The organism is Marinobacter sp. C7, assembly GCF_022343555.1.
Taxonomy (GTDB): Bacteria; Pseudomonadota; Gammaproteobacteria; order Pseudomonadales; family Oleiphilaceae; genus Marinobacter.
Genome location: NZ_JAKQZH010000001.1, coordinates 473838 through 497599 on the forward strand (window position 1 = coordinate 473838; position 23762 = coordinate 497599).

24 protein-coding genes are annotated in these 23762 nt (G+C 60.9%); 5 read left to right on the top strand and 19 right to left on the bottom strand.

The window, feature by feature from the left end; all coding sequences use genetic code 11:
- Nucleotides 1–35: 35 nt before the first annotated feature.
- The 13 genes from trmL to trhP all read right to left on the bottom strand — a co-directional run bounded on the left by trmL (nt 36) and on the right by trhP (nt 13887).
- The gene (trmL, locus tag MD273_RS02140; RefSeq protein WP_239036119.1) at nt 36–500 is read right to left on the bottom strand and encodes a tRNA (uridine(34)/cytosine(34)/5-carboxymethylaminomethyluridine(34)-2'-O)-methyltransferase TrmL; all 465 of its coding nucleotides are present in this window, start codon (nt 498–500) and stop codon (nt 36–38) included.
- Between the two features lie 5 nt (nt 501–505).
- Nucleotides 506–1684: an acetyl-CoA C-acetyltransferase gene (locus MD273_RS02145; protein ID WP_239036120.1), complete on the bottom strand. Its 1179-nt coding sequence runs from the start codon at nt 1682–1684 to the stop codon at nt 506–508.
- A 127-nt stretch (nt 1685–1811) separates the two neighbouring features.
- Nucleotides 1812–2558 (bottom strand): pteridine reductase, encoded by a 747-nt coding sequence (locus tag MD273_RS02150; protein WP_239036121.1) that lies wholly within the window; start codon nt 2556–2558, stop codon nt 1812–1814.
- A gap of 8 nt (nt 2559–2566) precedes the next feature.
- Entirely contained in the window at nt 2567–3691 is a 1125-nt protein-coding gene (locus MD273_RS02155) for a tRNA nucleotidyltransferase/poly(A) polymerase-related protein (RefSeq protein ID WP_239036122.1), read from the bottom strand.
- Between the two features lie 257 nt (nt 3692–3948).
- Nucleotides 3949–5271 carry a conjugal transfer protein TraF gene (gene traF, locus MD273_RS02160; protein WP_239036123.1) on the bottom strand — a complete coding sequence of 441 codons (1323 nt, stop codon included), beginning with the start codon at nt 5269–5271 and terminating at the stop codon, nt 3949–3951.
- 246 nt (nt 5272–5517) lie between these two features.
- Nucleotides 5518–5982 carry a SufE family protein gene (locus tag MD273_RS02165; RefSeq protein WP_239036124.1) on the bottom strand — a complete coding sequence of 155 codons (465 nt, stop codon included), beginning with the start codon at nt 5980–5982 and terminating at the stop codon, nt 5518–5520.
- Between the two features lie 193 nt (nt 5983–6175).
- Nucleotides 6176–6718 (bottom strand): putative Fe-S cluster assembly protein SufT, encoded by a 543-nt coding sequence (gene sufT / locus MD273_RS02170; protein WP_239036125.1) that lies wholly within the window; start codon nt 6716–6718, stop codon nt 6176–6178.
- 165 nt (nt 6719–6883) lie between these two features.
- Entirely contained in the window at nt 6884–7240 is a 357-nt protein-coding gene (locus MD273_RS02175) for a HesB/IscA family protein (protein ID WP_239036126.1), read from the bottom strand.
- A gap of 13 nt (nt 7241–7253) precedes the next feature.
- Entirely contained in the window at nt 7254–8507 is a 1254-nt protein-coding gene (locus tag MD273_RS02180; protein ID WP_239036127.1) for an aminotransferase class V-fold PLP-dependent enzyme, read from the bottom strand.
- 6 nt (nt 8508–8513) lie between these two features.
- Entirely contained in the window at nt 8514–9800 is a 1287-nt protein-coding gene (gene sufD / locus MD273_RS02185) for a Fe-S cluster assembly protein SufD (protein WP_239036128.1), read from the bottom strand.
- Nucleotides 9801–9812: 12 nt separating this feature from the next.
- Nucleotides 9813–10586 carry a Fe-S cluster assembly ATPase SufC gene (gene sufC, locus MD273_RS02190; protein ID WP_239036129.1) on the bottom strand — a complete coding sequence of 258 codons (774 nt, stop codon included), beginning with the start codon at nt 10584–10586 and terminating at the stop codon, nt 9813–9815.
- Nucleotides 10587–10647: 61 nt separating this feature from the next.
- Nucleotides 10648–12096: a Fe-S cluster assembly protein SufB gene (sufB, locus tag MD273_RS02195; protein WP_239036130.1), complete on the bottom strand. Its 1449-nt coding sequence runs from the start codon at nt 12094–12096 to the stop codon at nt 10648–10650.
- A 471-nt stretch (nt 12097–12567) separates the two neighbouring features.
- Complete coding sequence (gene trhP, locus MD273_RS02200; RefSeq protein WP_239037597.1) at nt 12568–13887, bottom strand: prephenate-dependent tRNA uridine(34) hydroxylase TrhP; 1320 nt, start codon at nt 13885–13887, stop codon at nt 12568–12570.
- A gap of 196 nt (nt 13888–14083) precedes the next feature.
- On the opposite strand from trhP, the gene MD273_RS02205 reads away from it, so the two are divergent.
- Entirely contained in the window at nt 14084–14440 is a 357-nt protein-coding gene (locus MD273_RS02205) for a helix-turn-helix transcriptional regulator (protein ID WP_092006579.1), read from the top strand.
- Here the strand turns inward: MD273_RS02205 and fabB are convergent.
- Both fabB and fabA read right to left on the bottom strand, forming a co-directional pair.
- Entirely contained in the window at nt 14427–15638 is a 1212-nt protein-coding gene (gene fabB / locus MD273_RS02210) for a beta-ketoacyl-ACP synthase I (protein WP_239036131.1), read from the bottom strand. The genes MD273_RS02205 and fabB overlap by 14 nt on opposite strands.
- A gap of 11 nt (nt 15639–15649) precedes the next feature.
- On the bottom strand, nt 15650–16159 hold the full coding sequence (gene fabA, locus MD273_RS02215; protein WP_239036132.1) for a bifunctional 3-hydroxydecanoyl-ACP dehydratase/trans-2-decenoyl-ACP isomerase: 510 nt from the start codon (nt 16157–16159) through the stop codon (nt 15650–15652).
- Between the two features lie 229 nt (nt 16160–16388).
- Here fabA and MD273_RS02220 point away from each other — a divergent pair, with 229 nt between their 5' ends.
- Nucleotides 16389–16913: an SRPBCC family protein gene (locus tag MD273_RS02220; RefSeq protein ID WP_239036133.1), complete on the top strand. Its 525-nt coding sequence runs from the start codon at nt 16389–16391 to the stop codon at nt 16911–16913.
- Between the two features lie 36 nt (nt 16914–16949).
- Here the strand turns inward: MD273_RS02220 and MD273_RS02225 are convergent, their stop codons facing one another.
- Nucleotides 16950–18134 (bottom strand): NnrS family protein, encoded by a 1185-nt coding sequence (locus MD273_RS02225; protein WP_239036134.1) that lies wholly within the window; start codon nt 18132–18134, stop codon nt 16950–16952.
- A 126-nt stretch (nt 18135–18260) separates the two neighbouring features.
- Here MD273_RS02225 and MD273_RS02230 point away from each other — a divergent pair, with 126 nt between their 5' ends.
- Entirely contained in the window at nt 18261–18638 is a 378-nt protein-coding gene (locus MD273_RS02230) for a SirB2 family protein (RefSeq protein WP_239036135.1), read from the top strand.
- On the opposite strand, the gene MD273_RS02235 is transcribed toward MD273_RS02230, so the two are convergent.
- The 3 genes from MD273_RS02235 to MD273_RS02245 all read right to left on the bottom strand — a co-directional run bounded on the left by MD273_RS02235 (nt 18639) and on the right by MD273_RS02245 (nt 21466).
- Nucleotides 18639–19460, bottom strand: a complete 822-nt coding sequence (locus tag MD273_RS02235; RefSeq protein WP_239036136.1) for an ion transporter — start codon at nt 19458–19460, stop codon at nt 18639–18641.
- Between the two features lie 92 nt (nt 19461–19552).
- Nucleotides 19553–20008 carry an EVE domain-containing protein gene (locus tag MD273_RS02240; RefSeq protein ID WP_239036137.1) on the bottom strand — a complete coding sequence of 152 codons (456 nt, stop codon included), beginning with the start codon at nt 20006–20008 and terminating at the stop codon, nt 19553–19555.
- A gap of 99 nt (nt 20009–20107) precedes the next feature.
- The gene (locus MD273_RS02245) at nt 20108–21466 is read right to left on the bottom strand and encodes an MFS transporter (protein WP_239036138.1); all 1359 of its coding nucleotides are present in this window, start codon (nt 21464–21466) and stop codon (nt 20108–20110) included.
- A gap of 279 nt (nt 21467–21745) precedes the next feature.
- Here MD273_RS02245 and MD273_RS02250 point away from each other — a divergent pair, with 279 nt between their 5' ends.
- Nucleotides 21746–22207 carry a universal stress protein gene (locus tag MD273_RS02250; RefSeq protein ID WP_239036139.1) on the top strand — a complete coding sequence of 154 codons (462 nt, stop codon included), beginning with the start codon at nt 21746–21748 and terminating at the stop codon, nt 22205–22207.
- 45 nt (nt 22208–22252) lie between these two features.
- Nucleotides 22253–23758: an MFS transporter gene (locus MD273_RS02255; RefSeq protein WP_239036140.1), complete on the top strand. Its 1506-nt coding sequence runs from the start codon at nt 22253–22255 to the stop codon at nt 23756–23758.
- The last annotated feature ends 4 nt before the right edge of the window (nt 23759–23762 follow it).

The following is a 23762-nucleotide window of genomic DNA, read 5'->3' on the forward strand; positions in this document are numbered from 1 at the left end:
AAGAACGCTTTCTTCTGACCCCATCTTCATCTCTGTCAAACCCCGCCATCGAAACCCAGCTGCCGCCAGGCTTCATACACCACCAGCGCCGCCGTGTTCGACAGATTGAGGCTCCGGCTCTCCGGTCGCATCGGCACCCTGATCCGCTGGTCTTCCGGCAGGCTTTCCCGGATTTCCACCGGCAGCCCCCGGGTTTCCGGACCAAACATCAGGTAATCCCCATCCTGAAAACTGGCCTCGTGGTAGAAGCAATTCCCCTTGGTGGTCAGCCCGAACAGCCGTGAAGGTTTCTCGGTGTCCAGGAACGCCTGGTAGCTGGCATGCACCTTGACGCTGGCGTACTCACTGTAATCGAGCCCGGCGCGCCGCATCTGTTTGTCCTCCAGGGTGAATCCCAGGGGCTCGATCAGATGCAGCTGGCAGCCGGTGTTGGCGCAGAGCCGGATGATATTACCGGTGTTGGGCGGGATCTCCGGCTCGTAGAGCACCACATGGAACATCAGGCTCAGCGTTCCACTGCCAGCGCAACGCCCATGCCACCGCCGATGCACAAGGTCGCGAGGCCCTTGTGGACGTCACGGCGAACCATCTCATGCAGCAGGGAAACCAGGATGCGGCAACCGGAAGCGCCGATGGGGTGGCCGATGGCAATGGCGCCGCCATTGACGTTCACCTTGTTGGTATCCCAGCCCAGGTCCCGGTTGACAGAAATCGCCTGGGCGGCGAAGGCTTCGTTGGCTTCCACCAGGTCCAGGTCATCCACGCTCCAGCCGGCCAGTTTCAGGCAACGCTGGCTGGCAGGGATGGGGCCGGTACCCATGATGGTCGGATCCACGCCGGCATTGGCGTGGGCCTTGATGGTGGCGATCGGGGTCAGGCCCAGTTCCTTTGCTTTCTCGGCGCTGCAGACCATGACGGCGGCGGCACCGTCGTTCAGGGAGGAGGCATTGCCGGCGCTGACAGTGCCATCCTTCTTGAAGGCCGGCCGGAGCTTGGCCAGGCTTTCAGCAGTCACGCCGTCGCGGGGGCATTCGTCTTTGTCCACTACCAGTGGGTCGCCCTTGCGCTGCGGGATGGTGACCGGCACGATCTGGCCGTCGAAGTGGCCGGCCTTCTGGGCGGCCACGGCTTTCTGCTGGGAGGCTGCTGCGAAGGCATCCTGTTCCTCGCGGCTGATTCCGTATTTCTCGACGATGTTCTCGGCAGTGGTGCCCATGTGGTAGTCGTTGAAGGCGTCCCACAGGCCGTCGTTGACCATGGTATCGATCATCGTCCAGTTACCCATGCGCTGGCCATTGCGGCTGTTGGGCAGTACGTGGGGTGCCTGGCTCATGCTTTCCTGGCCACCGGCGATCATCAGCTCGGCGTCGCCGCAGCGAATCGCCTGGACCGCCATGTGCACGGCCTTGAGTCCGGAGCCGCAGACCTTATTGATCGTCATCGCTGGTACCGAGGCCGGGATGCCCGCGTTGATTGACGCCTGGCGGGCCGGGTTCTGGCCGCAGCCGGCAGTCAGGACCTGCCCCAGTACTACCTCGTTGATCTGGTCCCCGGCGACACCGGTTTCCTCGAGCAGGGCCTTGAGCACGGCAGAGCCGAGCTGGTCAGCGCTCAGGCTGGACAGGCCTCCACCAAAACTTCCGACGGCGGTCCGCTTGGCGGCAACAATGACGACATCACGCATGGAATCTCTCCGGTATTTGCTGGCGCGGGTTGATGGTCCCGCGCTCTGGGATGGAAAACTGCGGGCATTGTATCCGGAAAGCCGTGACTGGCCAAAGTCCCGGCCTCTGCAGCCGCTCCGCCCGAGATTACATGTTCAGGCTTCGGCCGCCGTCCACGGAGATGATCTGCCCGGTCACGAATGGGGCATCGCACATCAGGAAGATCACCATGCTGGCGATGTCGTCGGGGTTACCGGTGGTGGCCAGCGGGGTCTTCTCGACAATGGCTTTCTGGTAGCTCTGGTCGATCGCGCCGTCGTTCTCCGGCCAGAGAATGGCACCCGGAGACACCCCGTTTACGCGTACATCCGGTGCCAGATCCTTGGCCCAGGAGCGGGTCAGGGCGGCCAGGCCGGCCTTGCTCGCGCAGTACAGCGGGTGGTTGCTCAGGGGTTTTTCACTGTAGATATCGATGAGATTAACGACGCTTCCGCGTGCGTTTTTTAGCGCAGTCAGGCAGGTCTGGAGCAGGAAGAAGGGGGCCCGCAGGTTGGTGTTCATGATCCGGTCCCAGTCCTCATACATGGCTTCGCCATTGGGAGTGGGGTAGAACACCGAGGCGTTGTTTACCAGACCGTCGAGGCGGCCCCAATGGGCGAGGGCTTCTTTGCCGAGCCGATGGACATCGTCCATCCGGGTCAGGTCGCCCTGCAGACAGATCGCCGAGCCGGGGCGTGCCTCGTCGAGACGCTCGACCAGCCCGGTGGCCTGGGCTTTCCGGGTGCGGTAGTGAACCACCAGGTTCCAGCCGCGGTCGTGCAGCATTTCGGCGGTACGGGCTCCCAGGCGATGGGCTGATCCGGTAACCAGTGCAACGGGAGCGCTATCAGTCATGTCTGTCCTCAACGGTTGGATTCGGGTAATGCCCGTTCTATACGCTTCAGACGCTCGAGCCGGATTGCTTCGCCCAGGGCTTTGCCCTTGAATCCCCGGTCCAGGAGCTCCCCGGGGTTCACGCCGCCGGCCGCCCGGGCCGCAATCTGAAGCGCCTTTACCCGGGCCCTGAGGTCTTCAGGTAAGGCACACTCCAGTACCTGTAACAGGGCCTCAAAACGCGCCTCACGGCGCCAGAGGTCGGCATAATCGAGCAATTCGAGTAGCGCCGAAGCACATGCGTGTTGGGTTGAGGATAAATCAGCCAGCGCGGATTTGAAATGGCAGGCCAGCCTGGCCATATCCCGGCAATCGTTGGGGGCCTTCATGGCTTCTGCGCGGGTTACTGCCTGCTCTGGTGACAGTGGCAGCAGTAGAGCCGCAAACCGCTGTTCGGTGCGCGAGTCCAGCTGTGCCACGGCGCGAAGTGCAGACAGTGCCTCGGCCAGGATGTCGGAGTCTGCCAGTTCCGGTATCAACACTGGCAGTGCGCCGCAGTCCCGCAGCACTTCGAAAAAGGTACCCGGTTCCTGCTCGTGGAGGGCTCTCTGGACTTCCTGCCAGACACGCTCCGGTACCAGGTGATCCACCTCGCCTTGGGCGACCATCTGCTGCATCAGCGCCATAGTGTCGGTGGCCACACTGAATCCCATGGGCTGGAAGCGGGCTGCGAATCGCGCCGTGCGCAATATCCTGAGAGGATCCTCGGCAAAGGCCGGGGATACATGTCGCAGCTGCCGGGCGCGGAGGTCCTCAAGACCGTGGAAGGGGTCCACCAGTTCGCCGTGTTCATTCTGTGCCATGGCGTTGATGGTCAGGTCCCGGCGTTTCAGGTCCTCTTCAAGGGTGACATCGGGTGCGCTGTAGACGCTGAAGCCATGGTAACCGCGGCCCTGCTTGCGTTCGGTGCGGGCCAGCGCGTACTCCTCCCGGGTCCGGGGGTGCAGGAAAACCGGGAAATCCGCGCCCACCTGTTTGAAACCCCTGGCCAGCATTTCGTCGGGGGTGGCGCCGACGACCACCCAGTCACGGTCTTTTACATCAATGCCGAGCAGTTCATCACGGACTGCGCCGCCGACCAGGTAGGTTTGCATGGATAGGCCTTTGGTTGGTAGTTGGGGTGTTTGGGGGGATTATCCGGTGTGGGTCGGGGGGAAGCAAATGGGAAGGGGGATCACGGTGAAAGTGGGGTCAGATGAAAGCGTTCATCAGACCCCGGTCCGACGCCGGGGGTGGCGGCTGACTCAGGGGTCTGAAGAAAACCTTCTTCTGACCCCAGCTTAAGCCATGCACGGAGATTGTCGTCCAAGACGGGGTCAGATGAAGGGTTTCATCAGCCCCCAGGTTTACGTCAGAACGCGCTGCCAATCTCGATAGCGGCACCGACGTCTGCATCGCTGTACAGCGCCCCCAGATCCAGGCGAGCTCCCAAAACGTTCAGGCCGAAACCGGCAGTAAACTGGGTATCTTCCTCGATACCATCGCTGCTGTCGTTACTGGCCAGGTTGTGCCGCACGCCAAGGCGCAGCTGGGCATAGCGGCCGGCATCAAATTCGGCGCCGAGGGCGAGCCATTGGGTGTCATCCTCAAAGCCGAAAGCTTCTTTTTTGGTGAGATCCAGTTCGGCGGTGATCACGTGGTACTGGCTCTTGTGGGCGATGCCCGCGGTTACCATGGGGTTGAGTTCCAGGGTACGGACCTGCTCACCGAGTTCCGGCCGGCTGGCGGCGGAATCCAGCTCCATGGGGATCAGGTTTTTTATGGCCAGGCCGGCATTCCACTGTTGCTCGTCGCCGAAGGCGTAAGCGGCGCCAAGGTCCACATTGAATCCGCTCTTGTCAGTCCGGTACTGGTCGCCGTCAAACTCGTTATCCTCAAAACCGGAAACCGATTCGGTGTACTGGAACGTCCTCAGCTCCACATACTTTGGCGAGATGCCCAGCTGGAACTGGTTGCCACTTGGCAGTTCGAACGCCCGGGCGAAGGCAAGGCCGACTTCCCCTACGGCCGAGGCAAGGATGCGCCCCCTTGAGTCAAACCGGATATCACCCTGGTCGTCGACCGCGGCGCCATCGATGATGGCCTGGACGTTGGAGGGTGAGCCGGAGGCAGCGGCGGTCACGATATTGTCCAGCAGGGTGCGGTCATTCTCTGACAGTTCCCCGCGCACCGTCGCGGTCAGGTTGGCATTGGTGAAAACGCCCACCGAAAGGTCTTCACTCGGCACCGCAAGACCAAGCCCGACGCCGGCGTTGACGCGGACGGTGTCCTCGTCAAACGCCACCAGTCGATCCCTGAGATCCGCGGCGCTGGCAGCGAGGTTTTCCGCATTCTGTCGATTGGAGGTGTTCTCGAACTCGGTGACCAGTCGATCGAATTGCTCGATCACATCCTGAATATCGTCGATCTGGTCCACCGTCTCCTCTTCATCCGCCGCGCGGGCGTTGACCGAGGGCAGCATCAGCCCGAAATCGTCAGACCAGTCGTGGTGGTCTGCTGCCATCATCGCGGGGTTGGTCATGGCCGCATCGGCCGGATGCGCGATCGCCACGCCGGTGCCGCCCATGGCGAACGAACGTGCGGACATGAACTGCTGGGGGCTGGCAAAGGCTGCGCTGGCGGCCAGGGAGAGGCCGATGGCAACGGAGAGTCTGGTCAGACGGTTACTGCTCATTCGGATACCTGTCTTGCGTTGTTTGGAATGCGAATTACCGGGCAAACAGGTTAGAACAGACGCCTTAAGGGAACATGACAGAAGTGGTAACGGATTGTTTTCGAAGTGTAAGGTTGGGGTGTGGGTCGTGAAGATGGGGTCAGAAGAACGCTTTCTTCTGACCCCGGGGTTCGATCCTGCCTCGGAGTGTCGCCCAAGACGGGGTCAGATGAAGGCTTTCATCTGACCCCAGGTTCACGTTCGGGCTCAGGATTCAGCCGCTTCGGCCGCGGCCAGGTCCCGGATCTTGCCCACCATGGCCCGCAGGCCGTTGCCACGGGTGGGGGAGATGTGGCGGAACAGGTCGAGCTGTTCGAACAGCTCGTCGATGTCGGTGGTTAGCAGCTCCCGGGGGCTCTTGCCGTTCAGGGCCACCAGGATGATTGCCGCGAGGCCGCGCACGATCATGGCGTCGGAATCGATCAGAAGGTACAGCTTGCCGCTGGCTTCATCGTAGTGGTGGATCAGCCATACCTGGCTCTGGCAGCCGTGCACGTAGTTTTCCTCGGTACGGGCGTCGTCCGGGAAGGATGGTAGCTGCTTGCCCAGGTCGATAATGTAGGCGTAGCGCTCTTCCCAGTCGTCCAGGAATTCGAAGGCGTCCAGGACGTCCTCCAGGGTGGTCCTGGTTCCGAGAGGGTTGTTCAGGAAGTCTTCTTTGGTGGCTGTCATGTTTTTGCTGCTGTCTGCATGAAAGTGGGGTCAGAAGAAGGCTTTCTTCTGACCCCGGGGCCAAGGACCCCGGGGTCAGGTCGTAAAATCGGGGTCAGATGAAAGCGTTCATCTGACCCCATGTTAGCGGTTCAGGGCCGGAGGATGAAGTCGGGGTCAGAAGAAAGCCTTCTTCTGACCCCATTTTCAAACTTCACAGCATGCCGAGTTCAAGTTTGGCCTCGTCAGTCAGCATGTCGTTGTTCCAGGGCGGATCGAAAGTGAGCTCCACGGTCACCTTGTCCACGTTGGGAACATGCTCCACCTTGCGCTTGACGTCGTCACAGATGACAGGGCCCATGCCGCAACCGGCGGCGGTGAGGGTCATCTTGATGTAGACGTGGTTGCCTTCCTCGGTGTCGTTCTCGATCTTGCACTCGTAGATCAGTCCGAGGTCCACCACGTTCACCGGGATTTCCGGGTCGTAGCAGTTGCGCAGCGCTTCCCAGACCTGGTTCTCGTTGACGGTGCCGTCCTCCGGGGTCTCGAAGCTGCTTTCCAGCGGTTGCTTGCCCAGGGCATCGGCGTCGTGGCCTTCGATCCGCGCCAGGTTGCCGTTGACGGCTACCGTGAAGGTGCCGCCGAGGGACTGAGTGATGGTCACGAAGGTGTCCGCCGGAATCATGATTTCGGTTCCGGCGGGAACGAGGCGTGCCTCTACCTCGCGTTTTGTCAGGACCACTTCCCGTTCTTGCATGCCTGGTCTCGTACTGTGCTTTGGTTTGTTTAGGTCGGGGGCAGATGAAAGCCTTCATCTGACCCCATTTTCAAATTGTCCCCGGGGCTTTCGGGCTAAAGCTGGGGTCAGAAGAAAGCTTTCTTCTGACCCCGTCTTCACCTCTGACCCCATCTTCACCACCCCTCAGGCGACAGTAAAACTCTCCCCACACCCGCACTCTGCCGTGGCATTCGGGTTGCGGAACTTGAAGAGCGAGTTCACGCCTTCGGTGACAAAATCGATCTCGATGCCGTTCACCATCGGCAGGTGTTCCTCTTTCACGAACACGTCCACGCCGTCGATGTGAAACACACGGTCATCGGTTGCGGCTTCGTCCACCCACTGGGTCTCGTACTTGAAGCCGGAGCAGCCACTTTTCTTGATGGCCAGGCGGATGCCCTTGGCCTCCGGCTTCTTGTCGAGTTGCTTGCGTACGTGTTTGACCGCACTCGGGGTCATGGTCACGGTTACGTCACTTGGGGTGAAGACTTCGGCTGTCATGATTCCACCTCCATCAGGCAAACAGGCGCTGGATCTTCTGCAGGCCGGTGAACAGTTTGTCCACCTCGTCCAGCGTATTGTAAAACGCAAAGGAGGCCCGGGCTGTACCGGGTACTCCGTAGAAATCCATCAGCGGCATGGCACAGTGATGGCCGGTGCGGATGGCGATGCCCTGCTGATCCAGCAGCGTACCGATATCACTGGGGTGCAGGCCGGCAATTTTAAAGGACATGACCGGCACCTTGTTGGCGGCGGTGCCGATGACCTCCATGCCCGGTACGGTTTCCACCAGCTGATTCGCCCGATCCAGCAACGCCTTTTCGGCCGCTTCCATCGCGCCACGGTCCAGGCTGTTCAGGTAATCAATGGCGGCACCGAGGCCCACCGCCTCAGCAATCGCAGGGGTGCCGGCTTCGAACTTGTAGGGCAGCACGTTCCAGGTGGTGCGCTCGAACGACACCCGCTCGATCATTTCGCCGCCACCCTGGTACGGAGGCATTTCCTCCAGCAGCTGGGCCTTGCCATAGAGCACGCCGATGCCGGTGGGGCCGAACAGCTTGTGGGACGAGAATACATAGAAATCGCAGCCCAGTGCCTGTACGTCCGGCTGGAAGTGCGGTACCGCCTGCGCGCCATCGACGAGTGTCAGAATACCGCGTTTCTTGGCCTGCTCGATGAGCGGTGCCACCGGGTTAACCGTGCCCAACACGTTCGATACCTGGGTGATGGCCAGGATCCGGGTGCGGTCATTCAGAAGACTGTTGAAAGAGTCCAGGTCCAGCTCACCCTCGGGTGTGACCTGGATCGGCACTACCTTGGCGCCAGTGCGCTCGGCAACCATCTGCCAGGGCACAATGTTGGCATGGTGCTCCATGTGGCTGACCAGGATCTCGTCGCCTGCTTTCAGGCGCGGGGCCAGGCCGTTTGCCACCACATTGATCGCTTCGGTGGTGCCGCGAGTCCAGATGATTTCCCGGGTGCTTCCGGCATTCAGGAAGTTGCGCACGGTCTCACGCGCGCCTTCGAAGGCTGCGGTCGCACGGTCACCCAGGGTGTGGGCGCCCCGGTGCACATTGGAGTGCATTTCCCGGTAATAGCGGTCCATGGCATCCAGCACAGCCACCGGCTTCTGGGCCGAGGCGCCATTGTCCAGGTACACGAGGGGCTTGCCGTTCACCTGCTGAGCCAGGATCGGGAAATCACGTCGCACCGCTTCCACGTCGAACGCGGCGGCGCTGGCGCTGTTTGCCACGGACAGGTCAGTCATTACCGGTCACACCTCCTGGAAGGTCTGGTCAAAGAACTGGTTCAGCCGGGTGTGGGCGGTTTCGCGCACCGTCTCCAGCGGGATCTGTTCAACCAGTTCGTTGATAAAGGCCATGGTCAGTAGCACGTTGGCCTCGCGCCGGGCGATGCCACGGGAGACCAGGTAGAACAGTGAGACCTCATCCAGCTGGCCAATGGTGGCGCCGTGGGCACACTTTACATCGTCCGCGTAGATCTCGAGCTCCGGCTTGGTGTCGATCTCTGCACCGTTGGACAGGAGCAGGTTCTTGTTGTTCATATCCGCGTTGGAATTCTGGGCGTCCTGGTGGATATGAATCCGGCCGTTGAACACCGCGTGGGATTGATCCGCCGCGATGTTGCGGTAGGTTTCCTCGCTGTTGCAGTGGGCGGCCACGTGCTCGATGGTGGTGTGGTTGTCGAAGTGCTGCTTGCCCTGGGTAACGACCACCCCGTTGAGCTTGCACTCGCCGCCTTCACCTTCAAGCCGGACCTGCAGGTCGTGCCGACGCAGCGGGCCGCCAAAGCCGACGGTGTGGCTCTCGAAACGGGCATTGCGCTGCTGGCGGACACCGGTTGCGCCAATGTGCTGGACGTTATCGCCTTCCATGGTGAGGCGCACGTTGGTGATGTTGGCGCCGTCGGCAAGGTTGAACTCGGCAACGGTGTTGACCATCACCGGCTCGGAACCACTGGAGCGGTATTCCTCCACCAGGGTTGCTTGGCTGTGGCGGCCGGCGTCGACAAAGATGCGCGGGAAGGCGGAGCCGCTGGCGTCGGCGGTCACTTCATGAATCACGAAAAGGGGCTGATCGAGCACGGCATCGGGCTTCAGGCGGATCAGCAGGCCGTCCTCGAAACGTGCTGCGTTCAGGCGGGCCAGTTGCACGGCCTTGTCGTCCAGGGTGCTGTCCAGTTGACCGGCCAGCGCTTCGGCTTCCTCATCATCGAGGTCGCGGAAACTGGTTACCTGGATACCCGCAGCCTGCGGGAACTCGCTGGCCTCCGGCTGAATAACGCCGTTCAGGAATACGATCCGATACCCCGGAACATCCTGGCCGGTCATACCCTGGCCCTGCGAGGGCAGAGGGCTGGCCATGTCCTCGGTCAGCTTGAGGTACTTGCTGGAGTATTTCCAGTTCTCGGTTTTCCGCGTTGGCAGCGGCATGTCGACAAGAGCCGTGCCGCGCTGCTTGCGCAGGTCCAGCAGAGGCTTGGGCAAAGACTGCCCGGCCGATTCGAGGAACGCGGTGGAAAGAGTCGGTGCTGGTTTCATTCCGCGGCCTCCTTAGTTGGCAGCACTGTCGGCGGTTTCTTCATCCTTGATGCCGAGCCAGCCATAGCCTTTCTCTTCCAGTTCCAGGGCCAGTTCGCGGCCTCCGGACTTGATGATCTTGCCACCGGCCAGGACATGGACATAATCCGGCACGATGTGGTTCAGCAGGCGCTGGTAGTGGGTAACCATCAAAATGGCGCGGTCTTCGGAGCGCAGGGCGTTCACACCATCAGACACCACCTTCAGGGCGTCGATGTCGAGGCCGGAGTCGGTCTCGTCCAGGATCGCCAGCTTTGGCTGCAGCAGCAGCGCCTGCAGGATCTCGTTACGCTTCTTCTCGCCACCCGAGAAGCCTTCGTTGACCCCCCGCTTGAGGAAGGAAGGATCCAGATCCACCTGTTTTGAGACTTCCCGCGCCAGCTTCATGAACTCGGCGGCGTTCATCTCTTCCTCGCCGTGATGCTTGCGCATGGCGTTGACGGCGGTGCGCAGGAACTGCAGGTTGCTGACGCCGGGAATTTCCACGGGGTACTGGAACGCCAGGAAGATGCCCTCGCGAGCGCGCTCTTCGGTTTCCAGGTCCAGCAGGTTCTCGCCGTTGAGGGTGACTTCACCCTCGGTGACTTCAAATGCTTCGTTGCCTGCCAGCACCTGGGACAGGGTGCTCTTGCCCGAACCGTTCGGACCCATGATAGCGTGAACTTCCCCGGCCTTGATTTCCAGGTTGATGCCCTTGAGGATCTCTTTGCCCTCAACGGATGCGTGCAGGTTCTTGATGCTGAGCATTTGTTCGCTTCTCTCTATCTCTGAATCTGTATGAATGCGTTTCCAGTGAAGCCGGGCCGGATTACCCAACGGAGCCTTCGAGGCTCACTTCCAGCAGCTTGCCGGCTTCTACGGCAAATTCCATCGGCAGTTCCTTGAACACTTCCTTGCAGAAGCCGTTCACGATCATGGAGACGGCCTGTTCCGGATCGATACCGCGCTGGCGGCAGAGGAACATCTGCTCGTCACTGACCTTGGAGGTGGTGGCCTCGTGCTCGACGATGGCGGATTTGTTCTTGCTCTCGATGTACGGGAAGGTGTGGGCACCGCAGCGGTCGCCGATCAGCAGCGAGTCACACTGGGTAAAGTTGCGCGCACCTTCCGCGCCCGGGCCAAATTTCACCAGGCCCCGGTAGGCGTTGGAGCTCTTGCCGGCAGAGATGCCCTTGGAAATGATGGTGCTCCGGGTATTCTTGCCCAGGTGGATCATCTTGGTACCGGTATCGGCCTGCTGGTAGTTGTGGGTCAGCGCTACGGAGTAGAACTCGCCCACGCTGTTCTCGCCCCGGAGAACACAGCTCGGATACTTCCAGGTGACGGCGGAACCGGTCTCGACCTGGGTCCAGGAGATCTTGGAGTTCTTGCCGATGCATGCGCCGCGCTTGGTCACGAAGTTGTAGATGCCGCCTTTGCCTTCTTCGTCACCGGGGTACCAGTTCTGCACGGTGGAGTACTTGATCTGGGCATCGTCCAGGGCCACCAGCTCGACCACAGCGGCGTGCAGCTGGTTTTCATCGCGCATCGGCGCGGTGCAGCCTTCCAGGTAGCTGACATAGCTGCCTTCGTCGGCAATGATCAGGGTACGCTCGAACTGGCCGGTGTTGGCCGCGTTGATGCGGAAGTAGGTGGACAGCTCCATCGGGCAGCGCACGCCCTTCGGTACATACACGAAGGTGCCGTCGGAGAAGACCGCGGAATTCAGCCCGGCAAAGAAGTTATCGCCGTGGGGGACCACGGTGCCCAGATACTTCTGGACCAGTTCCGGGTAGTCCCGGATGGCTTCGGAAATGGAGCAGAAGATGACGCCGGCCTTGGCCAGCGGTTCTTTGAACGTGGTGGCGACGGACACGGAGTCGAACACAGCGTCGACTGCGACGCCGGCCAGCTTTTCGCGCTCGTGCAGGGGAATGCCCAGTTTTTCATAGGTTTTCAGCAGCTCCGGATCGACTTCGTCCAGGCTCTGGGGCATGTCTTCCTTGCGCTTGGGCGCGGAATAGTAGGAAATCGAGTTGTAGTCGATTTTCGGGTAACCGACGTGAGCCCAGTCCGGCTCTTCCATCTCGAGCCAGCGACGATAGGCTTTCAGGCGCCATTCCAGCATCCACTCCGGCTCGTTCTTGATGGCGGAAAGCCGGGCAATGATGTCTTCGTTCAGTCCGGGTTCGAACGTGTCGGCTTCGATTTCGGTCACAAAGCCGTGTTCGTATTCCCGTTTGATCAGCTCGTTCACCTCTTTGTCGGTGGTCGCCATGATCGTCGCTCCGTAATTCTCTCATCGCGGGCTCTTGGCCCTTGGTGTCTCCGTCAGCCTTTTGGTCGGGCCGGCGGGCGGATATCTTAAGTCTAGTCGGGTGTTGCAGCGGTCGCTCACTCCGTGAGTACGCCCTGCAATCGGTTTTTGGATGACGGATTTCTGGTGCCCGGGTCGTTGAGTTGGGCGGAATCCGTTCTTTCTGGCGAGCGATTATACAATACCAGAGTAAAATAGTCAGGTATTAAATCGAGCGTGTAGGGATTATACCTTAATCGGCCTTTGGGGCACTAAGGTAGCGGCAATCGGGGGGGTAGGTTTTACCCGCAGGACTGCAATACTTGGGAGTGGCCTCCGGGCGAGCTTCCCTCCCAAAACACGCCGTGAACCCGTCCATGGGGGCTCGGCATTGCCATCCCTGGCAATGCACGGTTTTGGGAGGGAAGCTCGCCCGGAGGCTTCGACTAATTGCTATTCGCTGGCGGGCAGGATTCGGGTCAGGTAGCTGTGATCCAGCGATTCCGGGAGCTGGCCCGGTTTGGGGATTTTGACCACGTGACCGCTTCCGGGGGCATGTTCCATAGCCTCGCCATTCCGGTTTTCCATGCTATCCGCGCTGAACCGCAGGTTTCCTGCCGGGGTGATCAGCTCCAGCTCGTCACCGGGGCTAAATTTGTTCTTCACGTCGATGGTCAGCCACTGGTCGTCCGCGTCGGCAATGGTGCCGACCACCTGCTGGGTGCCCAGGAAGGAGGAGCCCTGTTCGTAGGTCTGGTATTCCTGGGGCACGTGGCGGCGGAGGAAGCCTTCGGTGTAGCCGCGGTTGGAGAGGGCTTCGAGTTCGTCCATCAGGCCCATGTCGAAGCCTTTGCCGGCGACGGCGTCGTCGATCGCGCGGCGGTAGACCTGGGTGGTGCGGGCGACGTAGTAGGTGCTTTTGGTGCGGCCTTCGATTTTCAGGGAGTGAACGCCCATTTTGACCAGTTCGGCCACGTGCTGGACGGCACGCAGGTCCTTGGAGTTCATGATGTAGGTGCGGTGTTCATCCTCGTAGGCGGGGATGAAGCCGCCGGGGCGGTTGGGCTCTTCCAGCAGGATTTCCCGGGGTTCGACTTCCTGCACGTCGCTGGCGGCGGACGTGGCGATCAGGTCGCCGGTCTGGTCGTGGCTGTGCTGGACTTCCTTGTAGTTCCAGCGGCAGGCGTTGGTGCAGGCGCCCTGGTTGGCGTCCCGGTGGTTCATGTAGCCGGAGAGCAGGCAGCGGCCGGAGTAGGCCATACACAGGGCGCCATGGACAAAGACTTCCAGTTCCATCTCGGGAACCTGTTCGCGGATCTCGCGGATTTCATTCAGGGCCAGTTCCCGGGACAGGATGACCCGGCTGATGCCCTGGCGGCGCCAGAACTCCACAGTGGCCCAGTTCACTGCGTTGGCCTGGACCGAGAGGTGGATGGGTTGGTCCGGCCATTTTTCCCGGACCAGCATGATCAGGCCCGGGTCGGACATGATCAGGGCGTCCGGCCCCAGGTCGATTACCGGTTCCAGGTCTCTGAGATAGCTGCGCACTTTGTTGTTGTGGGGCGCGATGTTGGAGACCAGGTAGAACTGTTTTCCCAGTTCGTGGGCGCGGTCGATGCCGGCGCCCAGGGCTGCAACGTCCTTGAAACTGTTGTTTCTTACTCTCAGAGAGTAGCGGGGCTGGCCCGCGTAGACGGCGTCGGCCCCATAGGCGAAGGCGGTTTCAAGGTGTTCGGGGGTGCCCGCCGGGGCAAGCAGTTCCGGGGTGGTCATGGCAAAACTCCGGGTATTCTCGGTGTAGGGCGGGTACAGTCCCGCCATTGTGACATCACAAAGGCGCGCAGTTTGCCGGAAAGCGTGACCACTGGCTTTGATCTCGCTCAAAGGTCTTATTGATTGTTTTCGGCTAACATGTGTACGCTAATTGGCTTGGCAGATAGGGCCAGATAGAACACAGGAGGAAACGTTCATGGCATCAGAGCCTCTGAGGCCGGAGGTTGCGCGGGCGTCGCTGAGTGCCCGTGTGAGTTCACTGATCACCGTTCAGCTTGCCCGGGGCAAGGTCGGGGTGGAGGTTGTGGCGTCCCAGTTGCACATGAGCCGGTACACGCTCCACAAGAAGCTGAAGCGGGAAGGGCTGACCTTTGCCAGCTTGCTGGAAGAGGTACGTCGTAAGCAGGCGCTTACTTATATGCAGGACAAGACCAAGCCGCTGGTGGAAATTGCCGAGCAGCTTGGGTTCTCGGAGTTGAGTGCATTCAGCCGGGCGTTCAAGCGCTGGATGGGCACTTCCCCGGCTGAATACCGTTCCCTCAGACTTTCTTGAAGATCAGGGTGGCGTTGGTGCCACCGAAGCCGAAGCTGTTGCTCATCACCAGGTCCAGGTTCTGGTTGTCCATGCGCTCTCGGACAATCGGATAGCCCTCGGCGCCTTCGTCCAGGTTCTGGATGTTGGCGGATGGTGCGATGAAGCCTTCCCGCAGCATGATCAGGCTGTAGATGGCTTCGTGTACCCCCGCCGCGCCCAAAGCATGGCCGCACAGTGGTTTGGTGGAGCTCAGCGGTGGAATCTTGTCGCCGAAGGTTTCCTTCAGGGCTTTGAGTTCGGTGATGTCACCGGCTGGCGTGCTGGTGCCGTGGGTGTTCACGTAGCTGATCTCGCCATCCAGATTCTTCATCGCCTGCTTCATGCAGCGCACCGCACCTTCACCGCTGGGCGCGACCATGTCGGCGCCGTCGGAGGTGGCACCGAAACCGACCAGTTCGGCCAGGATGTTGGCGCCACGGGCTTCAGCATGCTCCAGCGCTTCGAGCGCCAGGACACCGCCGCCACCCGAGATGACGAAACCGTCGCGGTCGGCATCGTAGGTGCGGGAGGCCAGTTCCGGGGTGTCGTTGTACTTGGTGGACAGGGCACCCATGGCGTCAAACAGCAGGCTCAGGGTCCAGTGGATGTCCTCGCCGCCGCCGGCAAACATCACATCCTGGCGACCCAGGGCAATCAGGTCGGCAGCGTGGCCGATGGCGTGGGCACTGGTGGCGCAGGCAGAGGTGATGCCGTAGTTGATGCCCCGGATGCCGAATCCGGTGGCCATGGAGGCGTTGATGGCGCTGCCCATGGTGCGCGGCACCCGATAGGGTCCGACCCGGCGGATGCCCCGCTCACGATGGGTGTCGATGGAATCCATCAGTTCCACGGTGGAGGCACCGCCCTGACCGAAGATGACACCGGTGGTGTCCGCCTTGATGTGTTCGTCGGTCAGTCCGGCCTGCTCGATCGCCTCGCGCATGGCCAGGTAGGTATAGCCGGAGGCCGGGCACATGAATCGCCAGAGCTTGCGATCGATCAGTTCGGGCAGGTTCAGGTCGATCTGGCCGCACACATGGCTGCGAAGGCCGTTGTCCTTCGCCTCCTGGCTGAAACCGATACCAGGCTTCGAGTCCCGCAGGGACTGGGCGACTTCTTTCTGATTGGTTCCCAGGCTGGAGACAATCCCCATGCCGGTGATTACAACGCGACGCATGCTGTTAACTCCTAAAAATCATCGGTCGAGGTGAACATGCCAACCCGGAGGTCCTTGGCGGTATAGATTTCCCGACCATCCACTTCCATCCGGCCGTCGGCAATCGCCATGGTCAGCTTGCGCCGGATCACGCGCTTGAGATCCAGGCGGTAGGTGACCTTCTTGGCAGTGGGCAGCACCTGGCCAGTAAACTTGACTTCACCGGCACCGAGTGCACGGCCCTTGCCTTCACCGCCACCCCAGGCCAGGAAGAAGCCCACCAGCTGCCACAGGGCGTCAAGGCCCAGGCAGCCGGGCATGACTGGGTCATCAACAAAGTGCACCTTGAAGAACCAGAGGTCCGGGTTGATATCGAGCTCGGCCACGATACTGCCCTTGCCGTACAGGCCATCGTCGTCTGCGATGTGCGTGATACGGTCGAACATCAGCATCTCGTTGATGGGCAGACGCATGTTGCCGGGGAACAGATCGCCGTGGCCACATTTGATCAGGTCTTCTTTGTCAAAATGATCCGGGTTCATAGTGCCAGTGTCTCAGTTACAAAATGATTTACTCATACTTTAGCGCCTATTCCGGCCCGTGCTATTGACCTTTAGTGGATGATTGCCGGTTGATTGTCGGGATTTGGAGCGCTGAGGCCCGTGCCTCGGGGCAATTGACAGTCATCAAAGACCCCCGGACGGGCCTTTGCTAGCCTGACCCCGATCTGGATCCGCGTTCGTGACCAGACAGTGCTCCGTGGAGGTTCCCATGAATATCGAAGAACTGGCAATCGAGGGCGACCTGGCGTTGAAGGGCGATCGGGCCGAGATTCAACTGGAGCGGGAGATCGGCCATTCCCCGGCCAGGGTCTGGGAAATGCTGACCAACTCTGTGCATCTGGCCCGCTGGCTGGCGCCGGGTGTCATCGAGTTGCGCCCGGGTGGCAAAGTGCAGCTGGACTTTGGCAACAGCGGAACCCCGATCGACTGCCACATTCGCGCCTGTGAGCCGCCGCGCTTGCTGGCCTATTCCTGGAGCGCCGGTGATGACCCGGAGCGGCCGCTGACCTGGTCGCTGCAACCGGTCGGGCCGGCCGGTGAGGCAACAAGGCTCAAGCTGACGCTTTCCCTGCCCAATGACGAGCTGGTGCCCATCGCCTGTGCTGGCTGGGATGCCCATCTGGAAATGCTGATGGCCGCGCTCGAGGGTATCAGCATTCACTTTCCCGCTGACCGCTTCCGGCAGGCCCGGGCGGTGTTTTCCGAACTGGCAAAAGAAAAGCTGGCTGCCTGAGCGGCAGCCAGCTGGCCCGTTTCCTTCGCGCCGAACCTACCCTTCCTTTCCATCCGGCCTTGGTGAGGCCAGTATTCGTGTATAACGGACCAGGAACAGACTGAAGGCCAGCAGCCACAGCAGTGTGCTGCTGCCGATGCCCGGATGCCAGGGAACGACATCAAGGGCGGTGAGCACCCGGATCGCCGCGGCCAGGTGAATGGCGATGAATGCCAGCACCATGCCCCGGGGCAGGACCAGCGGGCGACCCGTGTGGCCCAGTGACACCCTTGCAATCACTCCCAGGATCAGGCAGCTGACGGCGCCGGTCCCGGCTGCATGGCTCCAGGCATTGGATGGCCATCCCGCCAGCAGGGTTCCGCCGAGCAAGACCAGCGCCACCGGAACCCAGAGAATGGACAGGTGGAGAACCCACAGCAGCGGCTCCTTTCGTACCAGCCAGCCTTTCCAGCCAGCCAGCCGGACCAGCACCAGGGTTGCGGCAGCGAGGGCCAGCAGCCCGCTGATGGTGCGCCAGCCCGCCACCAGGGAGGCCATCAGGACAATCATGGAAACCAGGGTGGCCATGTCCAGAGCAGGGATCGTCCGGATGCCGGAGGCGTCGAGGCCACGCTGGCGTAACCAGGCTCCGGAAAAGGCCGGCGTGATGCGCCCGCCGATGATGCTGATCAGTGCCATGGCCATGATCAGGGCGCCATAACTGAAGGACATGTCGAGCCGGAGGACAAAGCCGACCTGCATAAGCCAGAGCAGTCCCAGAACCACCAGAATCATCAGTTGCCGTTTTTGCCGGGCATGCCAGATACGCCAGCCCGCATCGAGCATGACCAGGGGCAGGAAGGCAAGGTTGACGGTGTGGGCCATCCAGTCCGGAAGGCCGGCGCCGAATGCCAGCAGCAACCGGCCTGCCAGCCAGACGCCCCAGAGCGCCGCCAGTCTGGCCCCGTGGGTCCGTTCGGTCCCGGTCCAGACACAGACGGCGGTAAGCAAGAAGCCGGCGATGGCAGCACTCAGGAACCCGAACAGCATTTCGTGTTGGTGCCAGAGCAGACCGGGCATGGCGAGGGGTAGGTTAATCACGCCTGTTACCTGCAGGACCCATACCGGCACCACCAGCAGGGCCAGCAAGGTCATGGACAGAAAGAAGATGCGGAACGGATAGCTGAACAGCTGGCGGACGCTTGCTGAATCTGTGTGGGCGGATCTCGGGACTGCCTGCATGGCGGGCCTCCAATAATACATATATTTGTATTATATGTTATATCCTGGTTCCGGAAATGGCCATACCCCCAACCGGGTATCTTTGCGTACAATGCTGCTATCACATTGATTCAGAAAGGAAGCCCTATGAGCGCCTACCTGGTTTTGAAACACCTGCACATGACTACAGCGTATATCACGGTGGTACTGTTTGCCCTCAGGCTGTTGATGGATGCGGTCGGAGGGCCGGGCTGGCGTCAGACTCCGCTGCGCTGGATTCCCCATGCCAACGACACCATCCTGCTGGTAGCCGCTATCAGCCTGCTGTTCGTGACGCCCTGGATGCCCTTCGTCCACGGCTGGCTTACGGCCAAGATCTTCCTGCTGATCGGCTATATCGTCGCTGGTCTGTTTGCCCTGAAAACCACCCTGGGCACTCCGGCCCGGGTGTTTGCGGCCATTCTGGCGTTCGTCCAGATCGGCGTGATTTTCCACCTGGCCATGACCAAGCCGGTGTTTGGCTGATCAGCGTCGCTCCGAGATCTGCCGGGTAAGCTCCTGCAGCTGTGTCTGCACCGACTGGAGCTGCCTGGCGATCTCATCCCGTTCATCATGGGCTTTCTGGGCCTGCTTGGCATTCTGTTCCTCGCCCATGACTTCGAGGATGGCGCCGATCATCATGTTCAGGAAGACGAAGGCGGTCAGGAAGATAAAGGTCAGATAGTACAGCCAGCTGAGGGGATACTGCTCCATGGTGGCGTACATCACGTCAGTCCAGTCCTCGAACGTCGCGACCCGGAACAGGGTGAGCATGGCGATCGCGACGTCGCCCCACAACTCCTTGTCCACCTCCGCGAAGAACAGGGCCCCCATGGCGGCGTAGATGTAGAAGATGATGAACATGAGCAGGGCGATGTAGCCCATGCGCGGGATGGCCTTGAGCAGGGAGTTGATCAGGAAGCGAAGCTCCGGGACCACGGAGACCAGGCGCAGGACCCGGAACACCCGAAGCAACCGGCCAAGCAACACTGCCTCGGAGTTGTCCAGCGGGATCAGGCTCCCGATCACCACGATCGTATCGAACAGGTTCCAGCCATCCAGGAGGAACCGGCGCTTGACCGGGCAGGCGGCAAACCGGAACAGGATCTCCACCAGGAAGAATACGGTGATGGCATTGTCCATCACGGTCAGGCTTTGTTCCACCAGGGGCGGCAGGTCGTAGGTCTTGGCGCCGATGGTCAGGGCGGACAGGATGATGATGGCGATAACCGCGCCCTGAAAGATCTTGCTGGCCTCGATCTGGCGCAGGGTGTTGAAACCGGTAACAGTACTCAGTTCCGAGGGCATGCTTGAGCTCCGCAAAAAAAGGAAAACCGGCGCCAATTCTAATGTCCGGTCAGGGTTCGGGGTAGGGGATTTACCGGAATGTCACGAATCAATCAGTCCTGCCGGAGGATGACCTGCCACTCCGGGTCGCTCACCGGCATCACCGATAACCGGTTGCCTTTGCGCACCAGGGGCAGACTCTCGAGGTCGGGGAGTGCCCTGAGTTCGTCCAGCGGGATCAGTCGGGGCAGCTTGCGGACAAACTTCAGGTCCACCGCATCCCAGCGGGGCTTTTCCGGCGCGCTCTTCGGGTCGTGATAGTCGGAGGTTGGGTCGAACTGCGTGGGGTCGGCATAAGCGTTTTTGACCACCTCCACAATGCCGGCAATGCCGATGTGCTTGCAGCTGGAGTGATAGATAAAGACCTCGTCCCCCTCCTTCATTTCGCGCAGGAAGTTTCGCGCCTGGTAGTTGCGGACGCCGTCCCAGGGAATGGGTTTTTCAGGGGCACTGGCAAAATCCTCGATGCCGCATTCAGAAGGTTCAGTCTTGACCAGCCACTTTGCCATGGTTTCCTCGCTTGGTTCACCGGCCCAGTATACCAGCAAAAAAGCCCCCGAAGGTCGGGGGCGCAAGGCTGCAGGCGACGTCTGCGCGAGAGGCCCCGGTCAGTCCTTCCGGGGCGGATTCGTACCGGCGGGAGGGTGTCGCCGGGGACGGTTCAGCGGGTAGAAAAGATGCGGCGTGGCCAGTTCCGGCAGGTCGGTCCTTTCCTCATGGGCGGCCCATTCCTCCCGTTCCGCGGTCCGGATGGCGTAGTGCATCCAGACGAGGGCGGCAGCTACAATCACGAACATCAGCATGAAACAGCTCTGCCAGATTCCGGTGATGTCGTTCAGGGCACCGAAGGCCAGGGGCAGGATAAAGCCGCCAAGGCCCCCGATCATGCCCACAACACCTCCCACAGCGCCGACATGCATCGGGTAGTACACCGGAATGTGCTTGTACACCGCTGCTTTGCCCAGGGACATGAAGAATCCGAGGGTGAAAATCAGCACCACAAACATCGGCAGGTTCATGTCCAGGGTGAAACGGATGTCGCCCTCGATGCCGTGGACGACATAGTCTGTAGGCGGGTAGCTGAGCAGGAAGGTGCAGACCACCGAGGCACCGAATGTCCAGTACATGACCCGCCGGGCACCGAACCGGTCAGACAGCCAGCCGCCCAGGACCCGGAACAATGACGCGGGGATGGTATAGAGCGCCGCAATCATGCCGGCCGTTTTGATGTCCAGCCCGTACACGCCGATCAGATAGTGTGGCAACCACAGGGCCAGGGCCACGAAGGCACCAAACACGAAAAAGTAGTAGAGGGCAAAGCGCCAGACCCGCAGCTCCCGGAGCGGCTCCATTTGCTCCATGAAGGTTTTGGCCTTCTCCCCACCCCGTTCGGCCGCCAGCGGGTCTTCCCTGGCCAAAAGGATGAATGCCACCCCCATGATGGCGAGGATCGTGGCATAGATCTGGGCGGTCTGCTCCCAGCCAAACGCCACCAGCAGGAACGGCGCGCCGAAGTTGGTGACTGCTGACCCCACGTTACCCGCACCGAAGATGCCCAGAGCCGTACCCTGCCGCTCTTTCTCGAACCAGGCGGCGGTGTACGCCACTCCGACAATGAAGGAACCGCCGGCCAGGCCGACCCCCAGAGCACCGACCAGCAGCATGGGATAGGTGGTGGCGAAGGTCAGCAGGTACACACAGGCAGCGGTGGTGAGCATCAGGATACCGAACACCCAGCGCCCGCCGTAGCGGTCGGTCCAGATGCCCAGGAATAAGCGGCTGATAGACCCGGTCAGGATCGGGGTCGCCATCAACAGGCCCAGCTGGGTATCGGACAGCCCCAGGTCCTCGGCGATGCGGATCCCGATGATGGAGAAAATGGTCCACACCGCAAAGCACAGGGTGAATGAGAAGGTCGATAAACCCAGTGCCCGGTACTGCTGTGGTCGTGTCGGAGTAGTGGTCATTGCTGCCCTCCATTCCTGCATTCGATGATGGTTTAACCATATCAAATACAGGGTTTTTTCATGCGGGGCATTGGAGGTACCTCCAGTTGGATGGGGTGGTGGTAGGAAACTGGCGGATTTTGCCCGTGAGGGGATAGGTTCTTGATTTCTCTCGTGGGGTAGGCGTTACGAGCGTTGATTTACGTCAATTATGGGGTGTCAGCGAATGTGGGCTAATGGCCGACAGATATCAATTGATGCCCCGTCTGGCGGGGTTTGTAAACGCCTTCGGAGAAAGCCATGAAAATCATGATTGCCTACGATGGATCGCGCAATGCCCGGCTGGCCCTGGCACAGACCATCACCATGTTTCACGACCTGAAACCGCAGCTGACCCTGGTGGCGGTGGCGGAGAATCCCCGGGACATCACCTCGGGTAATGAGGACCTGTTCCAGCAGGAAGTTTCGGAGCTCAAGGATTACCTGAGCGAGGCCATGGAGGTGTGCCAGAACGAGGACGTGGCTGCCGAGACCATGCTGCTCGAGGGCGATCCCCGCAAGATGCTGTTGTATGCCGCCGAGAAAAAGATCCACCCGGACATGCTGGTGATTGCCCGCCACAGCCATGAGCCGGACGGCGGTTTCATTGCCCGCTCGCTCACCTATTTCGTGGATGAACTGGATTACATGACCTTCGGCAGCGTGAGTTCGTTTCTCGCCCGTCGGATCCAGTGTCCGCTCCTGATCCTGCCCAGCCGTTGAACCGGCCGGTCCCGAGATTCCGTTTGATAGCCCGAGGAGGCTGACATGAAAGTCGCTGACGTCTTCCGCTTCAGGAACGCCGAGATCAAGGCGCTGCACCTGACCTGGATTGCATTCTTCATTACCTTTTACGTGTGGTTCAACATGGCGCCCCTGGCGTCCAGCATGCTCAAGAGCGTGGACTGGCTGACCGCCGATGACCTCCGCCTGTTTGCCATCTGCAACGTGGCGCTGACCATTCCCGCCCGCATTGTCGTGGGCATGGCCCTGGACCGGTTCGGTCCCCGCCGGGTGTTCTCCGTGCTGATGGTGCTGATGTCCATCCCGGCGCTGTTCTTTGCCTTTGGTAATACCATGACCCAGCTGCTGGTCAGCCGCCTGGTGCTCAGCTCCATCGGTGCCAGCTTTGTGGTCGGCATCCACATGACCGCCATGTGGTTCAAGCCCAAGGACATCGGCTTTGCCGAGGGTTTCTACGCCGGTTGGGGCAACTTTGGTTCCGCCGCGGCCGCCATCTCCCTGCCGACCATCGCCCTGCACATGTATGGCGGTGAAGACGGCTGGCGCTGGGCCATTGCCCAGAGCGCCATCGTCATGGCGGCCTACGGCGTCTACTACTGGTTTGCCATCACTGACGGCCCGGCTGGCACTGTACACCGCAAGCCCCGCAAGGCCGTTGCGCTGGAAGTAAGCACCTGGGGCGATATGGTTAAGCTGATCCTGTGGACCATCCCCCTGGTGGGCGTGCTGGCGATCCTGGTCTGGCGCATCCAGAACATGGGCTACCTGAGCACCACCGGAGCGGTCATCTGTTACGCGGTGATCTTTGCCATCGTCTGCTATCAGATCATCCAGATCCTGCGGGTCAACGTCCCCATTCTGAAGAAAGGCGTGCCGGAGGATGACAAGTACCCGTTCAACAGTGTTGCGGCCCTGAACAGCACCTACTTCGCGAACTTCGGTGCCGAACTGGCCGTGGTTTCCATGCTGCCGATGTTCTTCGAGGAAACCTGGAGCCTGAGCGCGACCGCGGCCGGCCTGATTGCCGCGTCCTTCGCCTTCGTGAACCTGGTGGCCCGTCCCATGGGCGGCCTGGTCTCGGATCGGATGGGTAACCGGCGTTTCGTGATGCTCAGCTATATGTTCGGGATTGCGGTCGGCTTCGCCATGATGGGGCTGATGGATTCCAACTGGCCGCTGATCATTGCCGTGGGCATTACCGTATTCACCTCCTTCTTCGTACAGGGGGCAGAGGGAGCCACCTTTGGCATCATTCCCTCCATCAAGCGCCGTCTCACCGGCCAGATCTCCGGCATGGCCGGGGCCTACGGTAACGTTGGAGCAGTGGTGTACCTGACCATCTTCACCTTTGTCACCCCGACCCAGTTCTTTTACATCATTGCTGCCGGTGCCTTCATCAGCTGGGTGCTGTGTGTGATGTGGCTGAAGGAGCCGGAAAGCGGTTTCTCTGATGAGTACCACGTATCCTCGGTTGACCGTCAGATTGAGGAAGAGGAGCGCCTGCGCCAGGCGGCCGCCAGCACCAGCTGAGGCC

What these genes read in the sequence shown, in the direction of transcription:
- MD273_RS02240 (WP_239036137.1), bottom strand. Translation starts at nt 20,008, where the DNA reads ATGGCAAAGTGGCTGGTCAAGACTGAACCTTCTGAATGCGGCATCGAG.
- MD273_RS02145 (WP_239036120.1), bottom strand. Translation starts at nt 1,684, where the DNA reads ATGCGTGATGTCGTCATTGTTGCCGCCAAGCGGACCGCCGTCGGAAGT.
- MD273_RS02205 (WP_092006579.1), top strand. Translation starts at nt 14,084, where the DNA reads ATGGCATCAGAGCCTCTGAGGCCGGAGGTTGCGCGGGCGTCGCTGAGT.
- MD273_RS02230 (WP_239036135.1), top strand. Translation starts at nt 18,261, where the DNA reads ATGAGCGCCTACCTGGTTTTGAAACACCTGCACATGACTACAGCGTAT.
- MD273_RS02180 (WP_239036127.1), bottom strand. Translation starts at nt 8,507, where the DNA reads ATGACTGACCTGTCCGTGGCAAACAGCGCCAGCGCCGCCGCGTTCGAC.
- MD273_RS02235 (WP_239036136.1), bottom strand. Translation starts at nt 19,460, where the DNA reads ATGCCCTCGGAACTGAGTACTGTTACCGGTTTCAACACCCTGCGCCAG.
- MD273_RS02245 (WP_239036138.1), bottom strand. Translation starts at nt 21,466, where the DNA reads ATGACCACTACTCCGACACGACCACAGCAGTACCGGGCACTGGGTTTA.
- MD273_RS02255 (WP_239036140.1), top strand. Translation starts at nt 22,253, where the DNA reads ATGAAAGTCGCTGACGTCTTCCGCTTCAGGAACGCCGAGATCAAGGCG.
- fabB (WP_239036131.1), bottom strand. Translation starts at nt 15,638, where the DNA reads ATGCGTCGCGTTGTAATCACCGGCATGGGGATTGTCTCCAGCCTGGGA.
- MD273_RS02220 (WP_239036133.1), top strand. Translation starts at nt 16,389, where the DNA reads ATGAATATCGAAGAACTGGCAATCGAGGGCGACCTGGCGTTGAAGGGC.
- MD273_RS02155 (WP_239036122.1), bottom strand. Translation starts at nt 3,691, where the DNA reads ATGCAAACCTACCTGGTCGGCGGCGCAGTCCGTGATGAACTGCTCGGC.
- MD273_RS02165 (WP_239036124.1), bottom strand. Translation starts at nt 5,982, where the DNA reads ATGACAGCCACCAAAGAAGACTTCCTGAACAACCCTCTCGGAACCAGG.
- MD273_RS02225 (WP_239036134.1), bottom strand. Translation starts at nt 18,134, where the DNA reads ATGCAGGCAGTCCCGAGATCCGCCCACACAGATTCAGCAAGCGTCCGC.
- MD273_RS02150 (WP_239036121.1), bottom strand. Translation starts at nt 2,558, where the DNA reads ATGACTGATAGCGCTCCCGTTGCACTGGTTACCGGATCAGCCCATCGC.
- sufD (WP_239036128.1), bottom strand. Translation starts at nt 9,800, where the DNA reads ATGAAACCAGCACCGACTCTTTCCACCGCGTTCCTCGAATCGGCCGGG.
- MD273_RS02175 (WP_239036126.1), bottom strand. Translation starts at nt 7,240, where the DNA reads ATGACAGCCGAAGTCTTCACCCCAAGTGACGTAACCGTGACCATGACC.
- sufC (WP_239036129.1), bottom strand. Translation starts at nt 10,586, where the DNA reads ATGCTCAGCATCAAGAACCTGCACGCATCCGTTGAGGGCAAAGAGATC.
- traF (WP_239036123.1), bottom strand. Translation starts at nt 5,271, where the DNA reads ATGAGCAGTAACCGTCTGACCAGACTCTCCGTTGCCATCGGCCTCTCC.
- MD273_RS02250 (WP_239036139.1), top strand. Translation starts at nt 21,746, where the DNA reads ATGAAAATCATGATTGCCTACGATGGATCGCGCAATGCCCGGCTGGCC.
- sufT (WP_239036125.1), bottom strand. Translation starts at nt 6,718, where the DNA reads ATGCAAGAACGGGAAGTGGTCCTGACAAAACGCGAGGTAGAGGCACGC.
- trhP (WP_239037597.1), bottom strand. Translation starts at nt 13,887, where the DNA reads ATGACCACCCCGGAACTGCTTGCCCCGGCGGGCACCCCCGAACACCTT.
- fabA (WP_239036132.1), bottom strand. Translation starts at nt 16,159, where the DNA reads ATGAACCCGGATCATTTTGACAAAGAAGACCTGATCAAATGTGGCCAC.
- trmL (WP_239036119.1), bottom strand. Translation starts at nt 500, where the DNA reads ATGTTCCATGTGGTGCTCTACGAGCCGGAGATCCCGCCCAACACCGGT.
- sufB (WP_239036130.1), bottom strand. Translation starts at nt 12,096, where the DNA reads ATGGCGACCACCGACAAAGAGGTGAACGAGCTGATCAAACGGGAATAC.